Below are 17762 nucleotides of genomic sequence, written 5' to 3'. Positions count from 1 at the left end.
AAACACCGGAGCGTGCCCGCATGGCGACGAAGCCCGCGAAGAAGAAGCAGCCCAACATCCTGGTCATCTTCGGAGACGACATCGGCTACTGGAACCTCAGCGCCTACAACCTGGGCGTCATGGGCTACCGCACGCCGAACATCGACCGGCTGGCGAAGGAGGGCGCGCTCTTCACCGACTACTACGCCCAGCAGAGCTGCACCGCCGGCCGCGCGGCCTTCATCACCGGCCAGTGCCCCTTCCGCACCGGCCTCACCAAGGTCGGCATGCCGGGCGCGAAGGTGGGGCTCCAGGCCGAGGACCCGACCATCGCGGACCTGCTGAAGCCCCTGGGCTACCGCACCGGCCAGTTCGGCAAGAACCACCTCGGGGACCGCGACGAATACCTGCCCACCGTGCACGGCTTCGACGAGTTCTTCGGCAACCTCTACCACCTCAACGCGGAGGAGGAGCCGGAGAACGTGGACTACCCCAAGGACCCCGCGTTCCGGCAGCGCTTCGGTCCGCGCGGCGTGCTCAGGAGCAAGGCGGACGGCCAGGGCGGACAGACGGTGCAGGACACCGGCCCGCTCAACAAGAAGCGCATGGAGACCGTGGACGAGGAGTTCCTGGACGCGACCCTGGACTTCATCGACCGCACGCAGCAGGAGCAGAAGCCCTTCTTCATCTGGTTCAACACCACCCGCATGCACATCCACACGCACTTGAGGAAGGAGTCCCAGGGCAAGACGGGCTTCGGGCTCTTCCCGGACGGCATGGTGGAGCACGACGGACACGTGGGGCGGCTGCTCGACAAGCTGGACCAATTGGGCATCGCGGACGACACCCTCGTCGTCTACAGCACGGACAACGGCGCGATGACCAGCATGTGGCCGGATGGCGGCATGACGCCCTTCCGCGGCGAGAAGGACACCAACTGGGAGGGCGCGTTCCGGGCCCCCTGCCTCGTGCGCTGGCCCGGCGTGGTGAAGCCCGGCACGCAGATCAACGAGCTGTTCTCCTCCGAGGACTGGCTGCCCACGCTGGTCGCCGCCGCGGGCGAGCCGGACATCGTGCGGAAGCTGCTCGACGGCCATGACGCGGGCGACAAGCACTTCAAGGTCCACCTGGACGGCTATGAGCAGACGGCGCTGCTGTCCGGCCAGTCCCGGGAGTCCAAGCGCGAGGAGTTCTTCTACTTCGGCGACGACGGCGAGCTGGTCGCCATGCGCTACAGGCGCTTCAAGCTCGTCTTCGAGGAGCAGACCGCCAGGGGCATCGAGGTGTGGGCGCATCCCTTCAGCAGCCGCCGCGTCCCGCTCATCATCGACCTGCGCGCGGATCCGCTGGAGCGCTCCATGGATTCCGTCGGCTACTCCGCCTGGATGCTGGACCGCGCCTTCGTCCTGGTGCCCGCGCAGGCCCTGGTGGGCCGGTTCCTGGCCACCTTCCAGGAGTTCCCCTCGCGCCAGCACCCGGCCAGCTTCTCCATCGACCAGGTGATGGCGAAGATGGAGAACGGCGCCGCCCCCGTCCACTGAAGGGCGGTGTCTCCCATCCATCGTCGCGAGCAAACACGCCTTGTGCGTGCCGGGAGCATGAGGCATCCAGGGCCTCTTCCCGGAACCTCGCGACATGACCGACACCCCGTCCCCTGACGCCGCCCCTCGCAGCAGACGCTGGCGCCGCGTCGCCCTGTGGGCCCTGGTGGCGGTGGCGGTGCTGGAGGTCGCCATCAACGTCGCGCTCAACACGGGCGTCACCCAGGCCATCATGGGCCGAGGGACGGACCGCACACACCTCACGTGGCAGCGCGCGTGGTGGCTGTACCCCGTGGGCCGGCTCCACCTGAAGGGCTTCACCCTCACCCAGCAGGACTCGGACGTCTGGTGGAAGGTGGAGGTGGAAGAGCTGGAGGCGGGCATGTCGCTCACGGGCCTGCTGCGCAAGCGCGTGGACGTGGACGGCATCGACGGGCACGGCGCCCGCTTCCACCTGGAGCCGTCCAGCGCCCCCGAAGAGCCGTCCAGCCCGGACAGCAAGCCCTGGGTCATCCACCTCCAGGACGTCACGCTGCACGAGGTGCGCGAGCTGGACTTCAGCCGCGTGCGCTTCACGGGCGCGCTGGACGTCACCGGCATGCTCAACCTCCAGTCCCGCGAACGCATCCAGGTGGACCTGCCGTCGGTGCGCGTGGCCGAGGGCTTCATCGAAGTGGACGGCAAACGCGTGGCGCGGCTGGAGTCGCTCGACTCGCGCGCCCGGCTGGACGCGCCCTTCCAGGCCGACAAGGGCTACGACCTGTCCAAGGCCCTGGGCGGCCAGGTGAAGACGCGCATCGACGTGCTGCCCCTGGATTGGATCAACGACCTGCTGGGCGCGAGCGCCCCCGTGTCGCTGCGCGGCGGCGCGGGACGGGTGGACCTGGACGTGCGCATGGAGCGCAACACGCTGGAGCCGGGCAGCCAGCTCAAGGCCTCCGGTGAGGCGCTGGACCTGCGCGCGGGCCCCATGCGCGCCCAGGCGCCGTGGAGCCTCCAGGCGTCCATGGCCCCGGAGACGGAGGGACAGCCGTCAGGCTCGCTGCGGCTGGCCTTCGCGCCCGTGCACCTGGCGGGCCCCAAGGGCTACGACCTGGACATCCCGGAGATCGCCCTCGGCGTGCAGGCCCGGCGGCGGGAAGGTCAGCCGGGCCTGGAGCTGGAGCCCGAGCTGCGCGTGGCGAAGAGCAAGCCCCTGGACCTGCGCGTGCTCAATCCGTGGCTGGGAAAGACGCTGGAGATCGACTCCGGCCACGTGACGGTGCGCAGCGAGGAGCCCTCCAAGAAGGGCGCGAAGGCGCGCAACGCCCTGGAGCTGCGCATGGACACGGACCTCGTCTCCGGGACCATGGGGCCCAACAAGGTCCTCCTGCGCGCGGAGGTGGAGGTGGATGCGCGGCACCTGTCCTGGGACATGACGGAGCTGGGCCTGAGCGGGACGACGCTGCGGCTGCGGGACGTGTCCTCCAACGGCAACGTGCCCATCCGCGCCTGGAGCGGGAACTTCACCCTGCCGCGCGCCAGCCTCTCCCTGTCCCCCACGGTGCTGAAGGCGCGCTTCACCAGCCAGCTCACCGACACGCAGCCCATCGTCGCGCTGATCACCTCGTCCAAGAAGCTGCCCGGCTTCCTCACGTCCCTGCTCAACATCCCGAAGGTGGAGGTGACGGGGCAGGTGCAGATCGACGAGCGCGGGCTCCAGCTGCGCGAGCTGAAGGCGAAGGGCGAGGGCTTCTCGATGGAAGGCCACCTGGACCTGGTGCAGGGCAACATCACGGGCGCCCTGCTGACGTCGCTGGGCGCGGTGACGGGCGGCATCGAACTGCGGCCCGGCGGCAAGCACGACCTGCACCTGCTGAAGGCGACGGACTGGTTCAAGCGCCAGCCGGTGCCCCCGTTCCGGTAGGTCTCACGTAGGCCGACACCGCGCCCAGCAGCACGTCCAGGTCCACGGGCTTCTCCAGGAAGCCGTCCACGCCCAGCGCGTTCATCGCCCGGGCGCCCGCGTCCTGCGAGTACAGGACGATGACCGGGATGGAGGCGAGCGCCGGGTCCTCCAGCTGCCTCAAGCGGAAGGACCAGGCGTTCATCCCCGGCATCATCAAATCCAGCAGGATGAGCGCCGGGCGCAGGCCCTGATGCAGCAGGCGCAGCGCCTCGAAGCCGTTGCGCGCCAGCGCCACCTCGTGCCCGTCCAGCTCCAGCGCTTCCTTGTAGGCCCGGAGCAGGTCCAGGTCGTCATCCACCACCAGGATGCAGTTCCACCAGCGCATGCGCCGCACACTCCCGAAGGGTCCCTTTCCCTCCAGGGTGTCAACGCGTTGGCGGCACCACCTCGTCCTGCGGTGGGGGGAAGGTGTTTTGCGTGCCCTCGGACGCACAACCGTGCGACAAGGCGGGCCGCTGCGACCCCCTTCGGAGGACGACATGGCGGAGATGACCTACCGGACGGCGCTGGTGACTGGCGCCTCGAGCGGCCTGGGACGTGGACTGGCCCTGTGGTTGGCGAAGCAAGGCGTGCGCGTCTTCGCGACGGGCCGGCGGCTTTCGCACCTGCAGGCCCTCGCCGCGGAGGCGCAGGCCGCGGGCGCCGTGGTGGAGCCCGTCGTCATGGACGTCAGCGCCGTGGAGCCCTCCCAGGAGCGCATCCGCGCCATCGACGCGGAGTGTGGCGGGTTGGACCTGGTGGTGGCCAACGCCGGCATCGGCGGCCCCACGCACGGCAAGCGCATGGACTGGGAGCGCGCGCGCTCCATCATCGACACCAACGTCACCGGCGCCGCCGCCACGCTGTGCGCGGTGCTGCCCCAGATGGTGGAGCGCCGCCGGGGCCACATCGTCGGCGTGTCCAGCCTCGCGGGGATGCGGGGGCTCGCCGGCCACGCCGCCTACTCGGCGTCCAAGGCCTTCCTCGCCACCTTCCTGGAGAGCCTGCGCGTGGACCTGAAGGGCACCGGCGTCCAGGTGACGTGCGTCTACCCGGGCTTCGTGAAGAGCGAGCTCACCGCGAAGAACACCTTCCCCATGCCCTTCCTCATGGAGACCGAGGACGCGGTGGAGCGCATGGGCCGCGCCATCTTCGCGGGCGCCGCGGAGGTGAGCTTCCCCTGGCAGCTGTCCACGCCCATGCGCGTGCTGAAGGTCATGCCCAATCCACTGTTCGACGCCACCGCGCGCCGGTTGAAGTGAGAAGAGGCCCTCCATGACGACCCCGTCCTTCGCACAGCGCTTCCAGCAGCTCGCCGACGAGCGCTCCCCCTTCTGCCTGGGCCTGGACCCGTCGCGCGACGTGCTCGCCCGCTGGAACCTGCCGGACACGGCGCAGGGCCTGTCCGACTTCTGCGACCGGATGGCGGACGCGGCCGGCGGGACGCTCGCGGTGGTGAAGCCCCAGAGCGCCTTCTTCGAGCGCCACGGCCCAGAAGGGCTCGTCGTGCTCCAGCGCGTGCTCAAGCGCTTTTCCGCCGCGGGCACCCTCACGCTGCTGGACGTGAAGCGCGGCGACATCGGGTCCACCATGGACGCCTACGCGGAATCGCTGTTCGGCCAGGGCAGCGCGTACGACGTGGACGCCGCCACGTTCACCGCGTACCTGGGCCTGGGCGCGCTGGCGAAGACGGTGGAGCGCGCGCGGGCCCACGGGGCCTGCGCCTTCGTGGTGGTGCGCTCGTCCAACCCGGAAGGCGTGCCCGTGCAGAACGCCGTGGCCAGCGACGGCCGCACCGTGGCCCAGGCCGTGGCGGACGGCCTGCGTGAGCTGAACGAGAAGGCCGGCCCCGGCGTGCTGCCCGCGGGCGCGGTGATGGGCGCCACGCTGCCCCCGGCCGACCGCGACGTGGTGGAGCGGCTGGGAAGCGCGCTGCTGCTCACGCCGGGCATCGGCTCGCAGGGCGCGGGCTTCAATGACTTGCCCAAGCTCTTCTCCGGCCGCGAGCGACAGGTGATTCCCACCGCCGCGCGCTCCGTGCTGGAGGCCGGGCCGGACGTGGCCGCGCTGAGGAAGGCCCTGGAAGCACATCAGGCGCCCTCGCGTGCGTTCCGCGAAGGCGCCTGAAGGGCACTGCGTCTGAGATGCGGCGCGCGGGCTACTGCGCGCCCATCATGAACTGATCCACGCCGACCTGGTTCTTGTCGGGCACGGCCTCCTTCGGCTCCGTGCCCTTCTTGAAGAACATCAGCTCGGCACCCTTCGCGCCGGGGCTGGACACCTTGCCCGTCTTCTTGTCGATGTAGAGCCGCGCCAGCTGCATGGACTGCCAGGGGTAGAACTCCGACTGGGGCCGGCCCTCCAGCGCGCGCTTCATGTAGTTGAGCCAGATGGGCAGCGCCGCGCGGCCACCCGTCTCGTAGCGGCCCAGCGGGTGCGGGTTCAGGTCGTAGCCCACCCACGCCACCGTCACCAGGTCCTTGGTGTAGGCCGCGAACCACGCGTCGAAGGAGTCGTTCGTCGTGCCCGTCTTGCCCGCAGCCGGCTTGCCCAGCTTCTGCGCGGGACCGCCGGTGCCCTGGAGCACCACGCCGCGAAGCAGGTGCGTGAGGATGAAGCCCGTCTCCGCGCTCATCACCTGCTCGCCCGGCTCGAAGAGGCGCGCGTAGCCCGCGGCCACGCGGTCCTGGAGCGGGGCCCACGCGTCGTCGAACGCCGTGTGGTCCTCTAGCGTGCGGCCGAAGCGGTCCTCCACCTTGCGGATGAAGTACGTGGGCTTCTTGCGGCCGTAGCGGTTGAAGGTCGCGTACGCGCTGGCCAGGTCGAACGGGTACACGCAGGAGGAGCCCAGCGCCGCGGAGAAGTCCATGTTCATGGGCGTCGTCAGGCCCAGCTTCTTGGACCACTCCGCCATGTTGTGCACGCCCACCGCGCCGAACGTCTTCACCGCGGGGATGTTCATGGAGTTCACCAGCGCCGTGCGCAGGAGCACATCACCCACGAACTCCTCGCTGTAGTTGGCCGGCTTCCACGACACCTTGTTGTCCGGGTCGTGCTCCACGATGGGCGAGTCCACGATGATGGTGGCCTCCGTCCAGTCCAGCTGCTCCAGCGCCGCCGAGTACACGAACGGCTTGAAGGACGACCCCGGCTGGCGGCACGCCTGGAAGGCGCGGTTGAACTCGTTGTCGTCGAAGTCGTAACCGCCCACCATCGCGGTGAGGTACTGGCGATGCGGGTCGATGGACACGAGCGCGCTCTGCGCCTCCGGCGTCTGCTCCAGCCGGAAGAGCTTCACGCCCTCGTCGGGGATGTCCTCCGCCAGCTTCTTGTCCCACTGCTCCTTGTCGTCCGTGAGCTCCTTCTTCACCACGTGGCGCAGCACCACCACATCACCCACCGCCACGGCCTTCTTGACGGAGGTGATCATGCTGGCCGGGTAGTAGCTCTCCGGGTTCACCTTGCGCGCCCAGCGCATGCCCAACAGCGGCAGCCGGCCCTGGTGCGGCCCCACCTGCACGTCCGCGCCCTTGCCGTCGTCGTCGATGCGGGTGACGACGCCCACGTAGAGGCGGTTCTCGACGAGTTCCTCCTTGCCCATGGCCTTCTTCGCCTTGGCGATGAAGGCGCCGCGCTCACCCTCGGTGGCCAGCTGCATCACCGGGCCGCGCCAGCCCTGGCGCTTGTCCACGGACATCAGGCCGTCCAGCACGGAGTCCTGCGCCGCGCGCTGGCGCTCGCTGTCCATGGTGGTGAAGACCTTGAGGCCTTCCTTGAGGAGCACGGGGTTGCCGTAGCGGTCCACCACGTCCTTGCGCACCTGCTCCACGAAGTACGGGGCGAACTCGTGGAAGACGTCCTCCACCGGGTACACCTTCACCGGCTCCGCGTTGGCCTGGTCGTGCTCCTCCTTCGAAATCATGCCCTCCGTCAGCATGCGGCCCAGCACGTACGAGCGGCGCTTCTTCGCGGCGTCCGGACGCAGGAAGGGCGAGTAGCGGCTGGGCGCCTGGGGCAGGCCCGCGATGAGGGTCATCTCCCCCAGCGTCAGGTCGCGCACGTCCTTGCGGTAGTAGTTCTCCGCCGCGCTCTGCACGCCGTAGCTGTGGTGCCCGAGGAAGACGTTGTTCAGGTAGAGGTAGAGGATCTCCTCCTTGGTCAGCGCCTGCTCCAGGCGGAAGGCGAGGATGGCCTCGCGAATCTTGCGCTTGGGTGTCTTCGCGGTGGCCTCCTTGTAGCCCTCCGCGGAGATGAGCACCGCCTTCGCGGTCTGCTGCGTGAGCGTGGAGCCGCCCTGCACGCCGCCGCCGCGCAGGCCCAGCTTCGTCAGCACCGTCTTGGTGACGGCGCGCGTGGTGCCCAGCACGTCCACGCCGAAGTGGTCGAAGAAGCTGGAGTCCTCGCTGGCGATGAACGCCTGGACGAGCCGCTTGGGGATGCGCTCGTAGGGCACCACCTTGCGCCGCTCGTTGTAGAACTCGCCCGCGAGCACGGCGTCGTCGGTGTAGACCTCCGTGACGATGGGCGGCCAGTACTCGTCCACCTTCGGGATGGCGGGCAGCCCGTCGGAGAAGACGTAGTAGGCGCCCACGACGGCGAGCACGCCCGCGGTGGCGCCCATGAGGCCCAGCACGGCCACGAGCTTCATCAAGCGCACGAGGATGTTGCGCTTGGGCGGAACGCCGTCGAGCACCAGCTTGGAGCGGCTGCGGTCAATCTTCGGGTCGGCCATGCGTGTTGTGTCGAGTCCTGGGCTCAAGGCTTAGAGGAGCGCCGCCCGCTTCAGCACGTCCTTCAATTCAGATGGCATGGGGGTCTCCACGACGACCTTCCTGTCATCCTCGGGATGCGGAAATTCGATGCGCTCGGCGTGCAGGAACAGACGTTTGAGCCCCCAGCGCGCCCGCACGTCGCGGTTGAAGGCGAAGTCTCCGTACTTCTTGTCACCCGCCACCGGGTGGCCCACGGCGACCAAGTGCCTTCTTATCTGATGCGTGCGCCCGGTCTCGATGGTGCAGGAGAGGAGGGCTGCCTCGCTCGACTGCCGCACGACCTTCCAGCGGGTGACGGCCTCCTGCATGTTCACTCCCCGACGGGCCTTGGATTCGGCCGTCTGCTGGTGCTCGGCGAGCGGCAGGTCGATGACGCCGGAATCCTTCGGCATCTTCCCCTTCACCAGGGTCAGGTAGCGCTTCTTCGGGTGGCCGTGGGTGAAGATTTCCGTGAAATGCACCATCGCCGGGCGGCGCTTGGCCACCAGGATGACGCCGGAGGTCTCCCGGTCCAGGCGGTGGGCGGGTGAGGCGGTGAAGTCGTTGCGGGTGGCCTTGGGGCCCAGGTAGGCCCGCACGTAATCCACCAGGGTGCCCCCGGTGATGCCGCTGCCGGTATGGACGGCCATTCCGCTGGGCTTGTCCACGGCCATGAGCCAGTCGTCTTCCAACAGGATGACCAGCCGGGAGGGGTCTACCGGTGGCGGCGGGGGGGGCGGACGGTCCGATTTCGGACGCTCCGCGAGGGTGAGTTGCTCTTCGGTGCCGCGGATGGTGAGCACGTCTCCTTCGACAAGCAACTGCTCTGGCTGCGCGCGCTTGCCATTCACCCGCACCTTCTTGGTGCGGATCATCTTGAAGAGGTGGCTGACGGGGACGTTGGGCATCCGCTTGCGCAGGTGCTTGTCCAGCCGCATCCCGACGGTGTCGGCTTCGATTCGGTACTCGATCATTTGTGCTGGCGCCTGGACCAGACCACACGAATAATTCGCGGTCCATGCCGAAAGCCCCAACTATCGAGAAGCTGCTCCAGAACGGTTCCGCCGAATGGAACAAGCTGCGCAAGTCCGGTCAGGCGCCCACCGGCCAGACGGGCGCCACGTTCACGCAGCTGTTCTCCGCCAACGCCGACCTCTCCGGACTGGAGCTGGTGGGCTCCGAGTGGGAGCGCTGTGACCTGTCGAAGATGAACTTCCGGGACACGGACCTCACCAACGCCTACTTCCACGGGGGCCGCCTCCAGGACTGCGACTTCCGCGGCGCCAACCTGGAAGGCTGTGTCTTCGAGAAGCTCAAGCTCCTGCGCTGTGACTTCACGGGCGCCAAGGGTCTGGACGACCTGGAGATGGACGACGTGGACATGGACCGCGTGACGGGCCTGGACGGCGAGGAAGCCCCGCCGCCCCCGCCCCCGCCGGTGCAGGGCATCACGGCGTTCACCCGTGAGCAGCGCGAGAAGATGCTCGGCCAGACGCACGCGGGCGGCGCCATGGACGGCGCGGCCTCCCCGCACCCGGACGAATTGCCCCCGTTCCGGCCGCAGGATCCGCCGGGCTCGCTCTTCTTCCGGGCGCTGAAGCGCGTGGGCGCACCGCCGCTCTGGGTGCTGGACGTGCCGGGCCTGCGTCCGCTCCTGCCGCAGCGGCTGCCGCCGGGCAGCTCCCTGGAGACGCTCTACCGCGAGGCGGTGAAGACGCGGCTGGAGAACAAGAAGCCCGCGGCGGACCCCGGCGCGGTGGAGCGCGCGCAGAAGGCGCTGCGCATGGGCGGCAAGGAGGCCAACGTCGCGGCGGTGTACCTGCGCGAGGTGGGCGTGCTGCCCCTGTTCCGCTTCGCCGCGGCGAAGCAGCTCAAGGCGGAGCTGCGCACCGAGGTGGAGGTGGACGACCTCACGGGCTCCGTGGATCCGCGCACCACCGGGGCGCTCCTGGAGCTGCGCCTGACGCACGAGGTGGTGGAGCACGTGCACGAGGTGCGGCGCCGGCTGGCCGCCGCGCAGCTGTACACGTCGCTCTTGGAGGCGGGCTTCAACCCGGAGAACAACTGGGACGAGGCGCTGGAGTCGGCGGACGCGTCGCTGGAGCTGGCGAACGCGGCCACGGGCGAGGACCGGCAGGCGCTGCTGGAGGGCTTCCAGGTGTTCGCGGCCCTGCCGGAGGAGGCGCGGCTGCGCCGCCTGGCGTACCTGGCGGAGTCCGTGTCCAACCTGGAGCTGCTCAGCCGGCTGCCGGAGGGCATGGAGCCGCAGTGGCTGTCCGGCCCGGAGGTGCGCGAGTGCCACGAGCGCGAGATGACCTACGTGCAGTCGCTCAAGGCCCAGGACATCCCGGCCAAGGTGCCGGCGCTGGCCAAGGCGGAGCTGGGCGTGCCCGAGGGCGAGGTGCCCGAGGAGAGCGACGACGACCTGTTCGTGCACGTGCGGTGCGACGTGTGCGGCAAGGAGAAGCTCATCGTCCAGTCGCCGGAGGCTTGAGGCCTTCCGTCACGCGGGTGACGTGACGACACGGCCCGGCCGGAACGCCCCCCAGGCGCATCCCGCCGGGCCTTGTCATGTCCACCGGCGCCTGTGCGCTGGAAGCCGTTTCTCCCTCCTTCCAGGAGGAGGATTTCATCCGGCGCCCCGCCCCCTACCTTCAAGGCGCGCGGCGTGGCACCGCGAGCGAGGGTGCGGCGGACGGGATATGGGGCGAGGGGGGCACGGCGGAGGCGGAGGTCCGTGGTCCCCGGGGGGCGTGCGGCTGGCCTGCGCGCTGCTGGTGGGCGCGCCCGCCTTCGCCCAGGAGGCGCCGTGCGAGGACGCTCCCGCGCCGGAGGCTCCCGCGCGGGCCGGGCCGCGGTCGCCGCCAGCGGATGCCCCGCTGAACGAGGAGACGGCCCGCGAGGGCTCGCTCCGGCAGAAGGCGCACCCGTGGCTCGCGGTGGGGGAGATCACCGCCATCAACCTGTTCGTCTGGACGTGGGACCGGGTGCTCGCGAACAAGGACTGGGCGAAGGTGAGCCCGTCCACGTGGGCGAAGAACCTGAGCACGGGCTTCGTCTGGGACGCGGACGGCTTCCTCACCAACCAGTTCGCGCACCCGTACCACGGCAGCCTCTACTACACGGCCGCGCGCGACAACGGCGTGCCCTACGCGGCCGCCCTGGCCTTCACGCTGTTTGGCAGCGCGCAGTGGGAGCTGTTCGCGGAGAACGAGCTGCCGTCCGCCAACGACCTCATCAACACGTCCGTGGGCGGCATGGCCATTGGCGAGGGGCTCTACCGGCTGTCCTCGCTGGTGCTGGACACGGAGGCCCGGGGCGGCGAGCGCTTCGTGCGCGAGCTCACCGCCGCCGCCATGAGCCCCGTGCGCGGCTTCAACCGCGTGGTGCGCGGCGACGTGACGCGCCACGGACCCACGCCCCCGGACTGGCGCCCCAGCGACCTGTCCATCTGGGGCAACCTGGGCTACCTCAAGCTGGGTGACGGCCGGCCCCTGGCCTGGGGCGAGGACCAGTTCTTCCTCCACGCGGCCATGCGCTACGGCGACATGTACCAGGGCGACATCCGCCGCCCCTTCGACGCCTTCGACGCGCGCGTCCAGTTCACCTCGAAGGAGAGCAGCTTCATCAGCCATGCGCGCATCCAGGGGATGCTGCTGAAGGCGTCCCTCTGGAGCACGCAGAAGGACGAGCTGCGCTTTGGCCTGCTCCAGCAGCTCAGCGTCGTGGACACGGAAGCGTACGAGCTGGGCGGCCAGTCCGTGGAGGCGGGCCTGCTGCATGAGCGCCAGCTCGACGCGCGCTCGAAGCTGCGGACCGCGCTGCTGGTGGACGGGAGCATCCTCACCGGCATCTCCTCCGAGCACAGCGGCGTCAAGGGCCGCAACTACGACTACGGTCCCGGCCTGGGCCTGAACCTCCAGGTCGCGTACATGCGCGGCGCCTGGGAGGTCATCACACTGGAGGCGGGCACCTCCCACATCGTGGTGCTGGACGGCTCCGGCGGCTCGCACCAGGTCTTCACCGGCCAGCTCCAGGCGGACATCCCCGTGTACAAGCGCCTGGGGCTGGGCACGGAGCTGAACTGGTTCCACCGCCACAGCCGCTTCGAGTCCTACCCGGACGTGGAGAAGGACGCATACCAACTGCGCGTCTTCTTCTCCGTGCACTACTAGAAGTCACCCGAAAGGATGAGCGCCGGGGGCGCTTTCCAACACGGGACTGCTTACCTTCCGCGAGCGCGGCATGCAGCCGTGCGCGGAGGCGTGGGCGGACCGGATGGGGCACGGTGGGTGGGGGCCATGGCTGCCGCGAGGCGTGGCGCTGGCGTGCGCCCTGCGCGCCGGCGCCGCGTTCGCGGATGGTTCGCCACAGGACATGGTGCGCTCCGTTCCGTCCAACGTCATGGCCCTCTGCGCGGCGCGGCTTTCGCCCGGCCAGGAGACCCGGTGGGAGCCCTGCCCTCCCGTGGCCGAGGCGTACGCCGCATTGCCGGCGGATGCGCCCGTGAGGGAGGACGAGCTCCGGAAAAACCCCGGGCCCCACCCGTGGATCGCGGTGGGGGAGGTCACGGCCATCAACGTGGTCGTCTGGACGTATGACCGCTACATCGCGAAGAAGGACTGGGCGTACATCTCCCCGTCCGTCTGGAAGGAGAACTTCCGCACGGGCTTCGTCTGGGACCAGGACGGCTTCTCCACCAACCAGTTCGCGCACCCGTATCACGGCGGCCTCTACTACACGGCCGCGCGCGACAACGGCCTGCCGTATGAAGCCGCGGTGCCGCTCACCTTCCTGGGCAGCCTGCAGTGGGAGCTGTTCGCGGAGAACGAGCCGCCGTCCGCCAATGACCTCATCAACACGACCGTGGGCGGCGTGGCCATGGGCGAGGCGCTCTACCGGCTGTCCTCGCTGGTGCTGGACACGGAGGCCCGGGGCCGCCAGCGCTTCCTCCGCGAGCTGACCGCCGGCGTCATCAGCCCCGTGCGCGGCATCAACCGCGTGGTGCGCGGCGACGTCTCACACCATGGCCCGTCTCCGACGGAGTGGTGGCCGGACGACATCGCGGGCTGGGCCTCGCTGGGCTACCTCAAGCTGGGGGACGGCAGGTCCCTGGCCTGGGGCGAGGATCAGTTCTTCATCCAGGGCGCCCTGCGCTACGGCGACATGTACCGGGGCGCGCACCACCGCCCCTTCGACTCCTTCGACGCGCGCGTCCAGTTCACCACGCGAGAGAACAGCCTCATCAGCAACGCGCGGCTGCAGGGCCTGCTCGCGAAGTCCACGCTCTGGAGCGCCGAGCGCGACGAGCTGCGCCTGGGCCTGCTCCAGCAGCTCGACTACACGGACACGCTCGCCTACGAGGTGGGCGGCCAGTCCCTGGACGTGGGCCTGCTGCACGAGCACCGCTTCCTCAACCGCTCCCGGCTGAGGACCGCGCTGCTCGTGGACGGCAGCCTCCTCACCGGCGTCACCTCCGAGCACACCGACAGCGAGGGCAACGAGGGCCGCGACTACGACTACGGCCCCGGCCTGGGCTTCCAGTTCCACATGGCGTACCTGCGCGAGGACTGGGAGATCCTCACGCTGGAGGCGGGCGCCGAGCACGTGGTGGTGGTGGACGGCTCGGGCGGCGCGCACCGGGTGCACCAGGCCCAGCTGCAGGTGGACCTCCCCGTGTACAAGCACCTGGGGATGGGCGGGCAGCTGAACTTCTTCCGGCGCCACAGCCGCTTCGATTCCTTCCCGGCCGTGACGAAGGACACCTGGCAGCTGCGCATCTTCGTCTCCCTGCACTGAGACTCAGCCCACCGCTTTCGACTCGGAAGGCGCGGAGGGCAGCGAGTACGTCACCGGCGGCGGCAGCATCACGCGCACCTCGTCGCCCGCGCGGATGAGGCCCGGGCGCTCCACCCAGCCCACCAGCCCGCGCTTCTGCCACGCGGCCTTCACGAAGCGGCCCGCCAGCCCCTTCATGTCCGGGTGGTGCGCTTCAATCACGCGGCCGGGCTGCACGCAGGGGTGGTTCTCCCCTTCCATCACCAGCGTGGCGTCCTCCGGGAAGAACAGCCGCGTCCCCGGCGGCAGGTGCGTCAGCCGGGGCACGCCCACGAGCTCCAGGTTCGCGCCCAGCCACGACGCCAGCACGTGCGGCACGCCCAGCGTGCGCGCCACCTCCACCAGCTCCTCGCGCGACACGATGGAGAGCTGCCGGGTGTTGCGGATGACGGTGCCCTTGGGGAACCACGGCACCCGCACGTCCGCCTTGCGCGTGAGGCCCGCGTGCCGGTCCCCCACGATGCCCGCGAAGTCGACCGTCACCTCCGGGACCTCCCGGGTGACGAAGCGCTTGGGTTCAGCGTCCGTGCACAGCAGCACGTTGGCCAGGTGTCCGGTCAGCGAGGGAGCGGGAGTGGGCATATCGGGCGCCCGTTCCAACACGCCAGCGCGGCGAAATCAAAACAGGGTCATCTGCTGCGGCTTGCCCAGCGGGCGAGCGTCCGTGCCCGCGTCGCGCAGCGCCTGGGCCAGCTCCTCCGCGAAGCCGTGGCAGGTGATGACGTCCCGCGCGCCGGTGTCCTTCACGTAGCGCAGGAGGGACGGGAAGTCCGCGTGGTCCGACAGCGGGAAGGCCACGTCCGCGCCGTAGCGACGCGCGCCGCCCGGGTCCATGGCCCAGCCGGTGAGCACCGCCGTCGCCCGGGGCCAGTGCGGCGCCAGGGCCCCACCGCGCGCCAGGTGCGGCGGGAAGAAGAGGACCTCGCCCGGCTCCACGCGGCCGTCGTAGCGGCGCAGGTTCTCGATGGGGACGCCCAGCTCCGCGTACAGCTCCGCGACCTCGAAGATGGACGGATGCGCCACCAGGTGGAAGCCGCGCAGGGCCAGCTGCTTCATCGCCTCCTGGCTCTTGCCCAGCGGATAGCCCAGCAGCACCGGCGTCGCGCCCCGGTTCAGCTGCGCGCGCAGCCACGTCTCCACCTGCCCCAGCACCTCCGGGCGCGGCGGGAAGCGGTAGCGCGGGTGCCCGAAGGTGGACTCGATGACCAGCGTGTCGCAGGTCGCGACCTCCGTGGCCTCCGCGGTGAGCGACGGCGCGGTGTTGAGGTCGCCCGTGTAGACGATGCGCCTGCCATCCGCGCGCGTGACGCGCAGCTGCGCGCTGCCCAGGATGTGGCCCGCGGGCAGGAGCTCCAGCAGCAGCGAGCCCAGTTCGAACGGGCGGCGGAACGGCACGGACAGCGGCGCCGCCACCGGCCCCAGCCGGTGGGCCATGAAGCGCAGCGTGGCGGCCGTGGCGATGGTGCTCTCGTGGCGGGCGATGTGGTCCGAGTGCCCGTGGCTGACGAAGGACAGCGGCGACTTGCGCTTCGCGTCCAGCGACAGGGGCGTGCCCGTCAGGTGCAGGCCGTTGCGTCTCAGCTCCACGCTCATGGGATGGGCGCTGTCTATAGCGCGGCCCGGCGGCTCGCGCTCACGGCCGGAGCCGCGCCGGGTGCTCAGGCGGCGGGCGTGCGGCCCCGTGCCCGCCATCCGTCCCACACCACCGTGCCCAGCTCCGACGCGAAGACGCCTACGACAATGAGCGCGCCGCCCAGCCACTCCTTCGGCCCCAGCACCTCGCGGCCCACCGCCACGGAGTAGGCCGAGGCGAACACCGGCTCCAGCGCGAAGATGAGCGCCGCGCGCACCGCGCTGGTGCGCGCCTGTCCCCAGGTCTGCACCAGGATGGCCACCGCGCTCGCGAGCACGCCGCACGCGAGCACCGCCACCACCAGCGGCTGGCTCCACACCAGCTTGCGCTCCACGAAGGGCAGGCACAGCGCGGACAGCACCGCCACGCCAATGAGCTGCACCGCCACCAGGCCCACGGCGTTGTCCTTCGACGCGAAGCGCTCCGTGAGCAGGATGTGCCCCGCGTACGCCAGCGCGCACCCGATGGACAGCCAGTCCCCCAGGCGGAAGCCCCCCACGCCCCCGGCCATCGCGTCGTTCGGGGTGGGCCGCGTCAGCCAGTACAGCCCCACCGCCGCCAGCACCACGCCCACGGCGGTGCCCCACCGGGGCAGGCGCCGGAGCAGCACCATGGACAGCAGCGGGACGAAGAGGACGTTCAAGCCGGTGAGGAACGCCGCGCGCGACGGCGTGGTGTCCGTCAGGCCCACGGTCTGGAGCGCGAAGCACAGGAACAGCACCCCCGCCAGCAGCAGCCCCTTGGGGACGATGCCGGGCGCGAACATCCGCCTCCGCGCGATGACGGCCAGCACCGCCGCGCCCACGATGAAGCGCAGGGTGAGGAAGGTGAACGGATCCGCGAACGCGAGCGCGTCCTTCACCACCACGAACGTCAGTCCCCAGAAGACGGTGAGGAGCACCAGCGCCCCGTCCGCCTTCCACTGCGCACCCTCACGCCCTTCAGACACCGGATCCACCCTTCCCTGCCCACGGCACGAAGCAGGACGCCCTGCCGTTTGGCCCAGCCACCGGAAGAGCGCAACCCCCATCCGGTGTCAGGAGGGAAGCCGGCGCACCAGCACGACCAGTCGCTTGCTCCCCCCGGCCGCGTCCCACTGCTGGTTCGTGGCGACGGTCAGCGCGTCCGGCGCGGGATGGAACCCCAGGCCGGAGAAGGTCCGCAGGGACGCGGTGTTGTCCTCGTCGATGTCCGCGTGGAGCCGGTCCGCGCCCTGCCGGTGGATCTCCTCCACCAGGCACCGCACCAGCGCGGTGGCCACGCCCATGCGCCGCACCCTGGGGGACACCACCAGCGAGCGCACCCAGAAGCCATCCAGGGACAGCCCCTCCTGGTGGTAGTCGTCCGCCCAGGCGAAGCCGAGCAGGTGCCCCTGCGCGTCGAACGCGCCCGCCGCCGCGCCCACGCGCCGGTCCGCGGGCAGGCCCCAGCGGTCACGCAGCTGCCGGCGCAAGAACGTCCCGGACACCACCAGCCGCTCCGTGGCGAAGGCGAGCAGCGCGTCCAGGTCATCCGGGCGCACCAGCCGGATTTCGAGCGGACCCACGAACTGGCGGCGCAGCGGCTTCGTCCACCCAGAGAACAGGTCGCGCAGGTGGCGGAACACCGCGCGGGAACCGGGCTTCGTCCACACGCCGGACAGGGTGCGCTGCAACAGGAACAGCGCCGGCCGCGTGGGCCGGGGCAGCCGCATCACCCACCGCCCGCGCTTGAGCGCGATGATGCGCCCCACCAGCTCCCCGCCCGCCACGTCCGTGCCGCCCAGCAGCGACTCCGTCACCCAGGGCTGTGTGGACAGCACCACCTGCGCGGCCAGCCGGGGCCCGTGCCGCACCAGCGCCACGTCCCCGCGCGCCAGCCGCTCCGGCCCGCAGCGCAACAGCCGCACCGCGTCCCCGCTGCGCAGGAGCGGATAGAGACACCGCCCCATGCCGCGCACCCACAGCCGGTGGCCGAAGGGCAGCGCCGCAAGCAGGTCCGCGAGCTCGGCCGTCGAGACGCCACCAGAGGGCATGACACCCACTCTGTCATGAAGGCGCCCCCGAAACCCGCCCCCGGTGCAGGCCCCACCCCGCTTCGTCCGGAACCGGGTA

At 70.4% G+C, this 17762-nt stretch carries 14 protein-coding genes; 7 read left to right on the top strand and 7 right to left on the bottom strand.

What is annotated here, in order from left to right:
* The first annotated feature begins 20 nt into the window (after positions 1-20).
* Both JYJ93_RS11085 and JYJ93_RS11080 read left to right on the top strand, forming a co-directional pair.
* Positions 21-1520: an arylsulfatase gene (locus JYJ93_RS11085; RefSeq protein ID WP_206789281.1), complete on the top strand. Its 1500-nt coding sequence runs from the start codon at positions 21-23 to the stop codon at positions 1518-1520.
* 94 nt (positions 1521-1614) lie between these two features.
* Positions 1615-3426: a hypothetical protein gene (locus JYJ93_RS11080; protein ID WP_206789279.1), complete on the top strand. Its 1812-nt coding sequence runs from the start codon at positions 1615-1617 to the stop codon at positions 3424-3426.
* On the opposite strand, the gene JYJ93_RS11075 is transcribed toward JYJ93_RS11080, so the two are convergent.
* Complete coding sequence (locus JYJ93_RS11075; protein WP_206789276.1) at positions 3395-3793, bottom strand: response regulator; 399 nt, start codon at positions 3791-3793, stop codon at positions 3395-3397. The genes JYJ93_RS11080 and JYJ93_RS11075 overlap by 32 nt on opposite strands.
* Positions 3794-3947: 154 nt before the next feature.
* Here JYJ93_RS11075 and JYJ93_RS11070 point away from each other — a divergent pair, with 154 nt between their 5' ends.
* The gene (locus tag JYJ93_RS11070) at positions 3948-4709 is read left to right on the top strand and encodes an SDR family NAD(P)-dependent oxidoreductase (protein ID WP_206789268.1); all 762 of its coding nucleotides are present in this window, start codon (positions 3948-3950) and stop codon (positions 4707-4709) included.
* Positions 4710-4722: 13 nt separating this feature from the next.
* Positions 4723-5574: an orotidine-5'-phosphate decarboxylase gene (gene pyrF / locus JYJ93_RS11065; protein WP_206789264.1), complete on the top strand. Its 852-nt coding sequence runs from the start codon at positions 4723-4725 to the stop codon at positions 5572-5574.
* A 31-nt stretch (positions 5575-5605) separates the two neighbouring features.
* On the opposite strand, the gene JYJ93_RS11060 is transcribed toward pyrF, so the two are convergent.
* Together JYJ93_RS11060 and JYJ93_RS11055 are read right to left on the bottom strand one after the other, a co-directional pair.
* Positions 5606-8179, bottom strand: a complete 2574-nt coding sequence (locus tag JYJ93_RS11060; protein WP_206789262.1) for a PBP1A family penicillin-binding protein — start codon at positions 8177-8179, stop codon at positions 5606-5608.
* Positions 8180-8209: 30 nt separating this feature from the next.
* Positions 8210-9172 (bottom strand): RluA family pseudouridine synthase, encoded by a 963-nt coding sequence (locus JYJ93_RS11055; RefSeq protein WP_206789260.1) that lies wholly within the window; start codon positions 9170-9172, stop codon positions 8210-8212.
* Between the two features lie 44 nt (positions 9173-9216).
* Between JYJ93_RS11055 and JYJ93_RS11050 the strand changes: the two genes are divergently transcribed.
* The 3 genes from JYJ93_RS11050 (at position 9217) to JYJ93_RS11040 (ending at position 13997) form a co-directional block, all read left to right on the top strand.
* Entirely contained in the window at positions 9217-10692 is a 1476-nt protein-coding gene (locus JYJ93_RS11050; protein ID WP_206789258.1) for a pentapeptide repeat-containing protein, read from the top strand.
* 259 nt (positions 10693-10951) lie between these two features.
* On the top strand, positions 10952-12373 hold the full coding sequence (locus tag JYJ93_RS11045) for a DUF3943 domain-containing protein (RefSeq protein WP_269012802.1): 1422 nt from the start codon (positions 10952-10954) through the stop codon (positions 12371-12373).
* A 70-nt stretch (positions 12374-12443) separates the two neighbouring features.
* Positions 12444-13997, top strand: coding sequence for a DUF3943 domain-containing protein (locus JYJ93_RS11040; RefSeq protein WP_206789256.1), 1554 nt, complete (start codon positions 12444-12446; stop codon positions 13995-13997).
* Between the two features lie 3 nt (positions 13998-14000).
* On the opposite strand, the gene JYJ93_RS11035 is transcribed toward JYJ93_RS11040, so the two are convergent.
* From JYJ93_RS11035 to JYJ93_RS11020, 4 genes are all read right to left on the bottom strand, one after another.
* The gene (locus tag JYJ93_RS11035; protein ID WP_206789254.1) at positions 14001-14618 is read right to left on the bottom strand and encodes an MOSC domain-containing protein; all 618 of its coding nucleotides are present in this window, start codon (positions 14616-14618) and stop codon (positions 14001-14003) included.
* Between the two features lie 36 nt (positions 14619-14654).
* The gene (locus JYJ93_RS11030; RefSeq protein ID WP_206789251.1) at positions 14655-15629 is read right to left on the bottom strand and encodes an MBL fold metallo-hydrolase; all 975 of its coding nucleotides are present in this window, start codon (positions 15627-15629) and stop codon (positions 14655-14657) included.
* Between the two features lie 65 nt (positions 15630-15694).
* A complete protein-coding gene (locus JYJ93_RS11025; RefSeq protein WP_330166753.1) occupies positions 15695-16618 on the bottom strand; it encodes a DMT family transporter in 924 nt (307 codons plus the stop codon).
* Between the two features lie 87 nt (positions 16619-16705).
* Positions 16706-17683 carry a GNAT family N-acetyltransferase gene (locus JYJ93_RS11020; RefSeq protein WP_206789247.1) on the bottom strand — a complete coding sequence of 326 codons (978 nt, stop codon included), beginning with the start codon at positions 17681-17683 and terminating at the stop codon, positions 16706-16708.
* Positions 17684-17762 lie beyond the last annotated feature (79 nt).

This window comes from Corallococcus sp. NCSPR001 (assembly GCF_017309135.1).
Lineage (GTDB): Bacteria > Myxococcota > Myxococcia > Myxococcales > Myxococcaceae > Corallococcus.
The sequence above is the reverse complement of the archived record's forward strand: the minus strand, read 5'-3'. Positions and strand labels throughout refer to the sequence as shown.

Coding starts and splice junctions, on each gene's coding strand:
- JYJ93_RS11085 (WP_206789281.1), top strand. CDS start 21: ATGGCGACGAAGCCCGCGAAGAAGAAGCAGCCCAACATCCTGGTCATC.
- JYJ93_RS11070 (WP_206789268.1), top strand. CDS start 3,948: ATGGCGGAGATGACCTACCGGACGGCGCTGGTGACTGGCGCCTCGAGC.
- JYJ93_RS11075 (WP_206789276.1), bottom strand. CDS start 3,793: ATGCGCTGGTGGAACTGCATCCTGGTGGTGGATGACGACCTGGACCTG.
- JYJ93_RS11080 (WP_206789279.1), top strand. CDS start 1,615: ATGACCGACACCCCGTCCCCTGACGCCGCCCCTCGCAGCAGACGCTGG.
- JYJ93_RS11040 (WP_206789256.1), top strand. CDS start 12,444: ATGCAGCCGTGCGCGGAGGCGTGGGCGGACCGGATGGGGCACGGTGGG.
- JYJ93_RS11050 (WP_206789258.1), top strand. CDS start 9,217: ATGCCGAAAGCCCCAACTATCGAGAAGCTGCTCCAGAACGGTTCCGCC.
- JYJ93_RS11060 (WP_206789262.1), bottom strand. CDS start 8,179: ATGGCCGACCCGAAGATTGACCGCAGCCGCTCCAAGCTGGTGCTCGAC.
- JYJ93_RS11020 (WP_206789247.1), bottom strand. CDS start 17,683: ATGCCCTCTGGTGGCGTCTCGACGGCCGAGCTCGCGGACCTGCTTGCG.
- JYJ93_RS11055 (WP_206789260.1), bottom strand. CDS start 9,172: ATGATCGAGTACCGAATCGAAGCCGACACCGTCGGGATGCGGCTGGAC.
- pyrF (WP_206789264.1), top strand. CDS start 4,723: ATGACGACCCCGTCCTTCGCACAGCGCTTCCAGCAGCTCGCCGACGAG.
- JYJ93_RS11035 (WP_206789254.1), bottom strand. CDS start 14,618: ATGCCCACTCCCGCTCCCTCGCTGACCGGACACCTGGCCAACGTGCTG.
- JYJ93_RS11030 (WP_206789251.1), bottom strand. CDS start 15,629: ATGAGCGTGGAGCTGAGACGCAACGGCCTGCACCTGACGGGCACGCCC.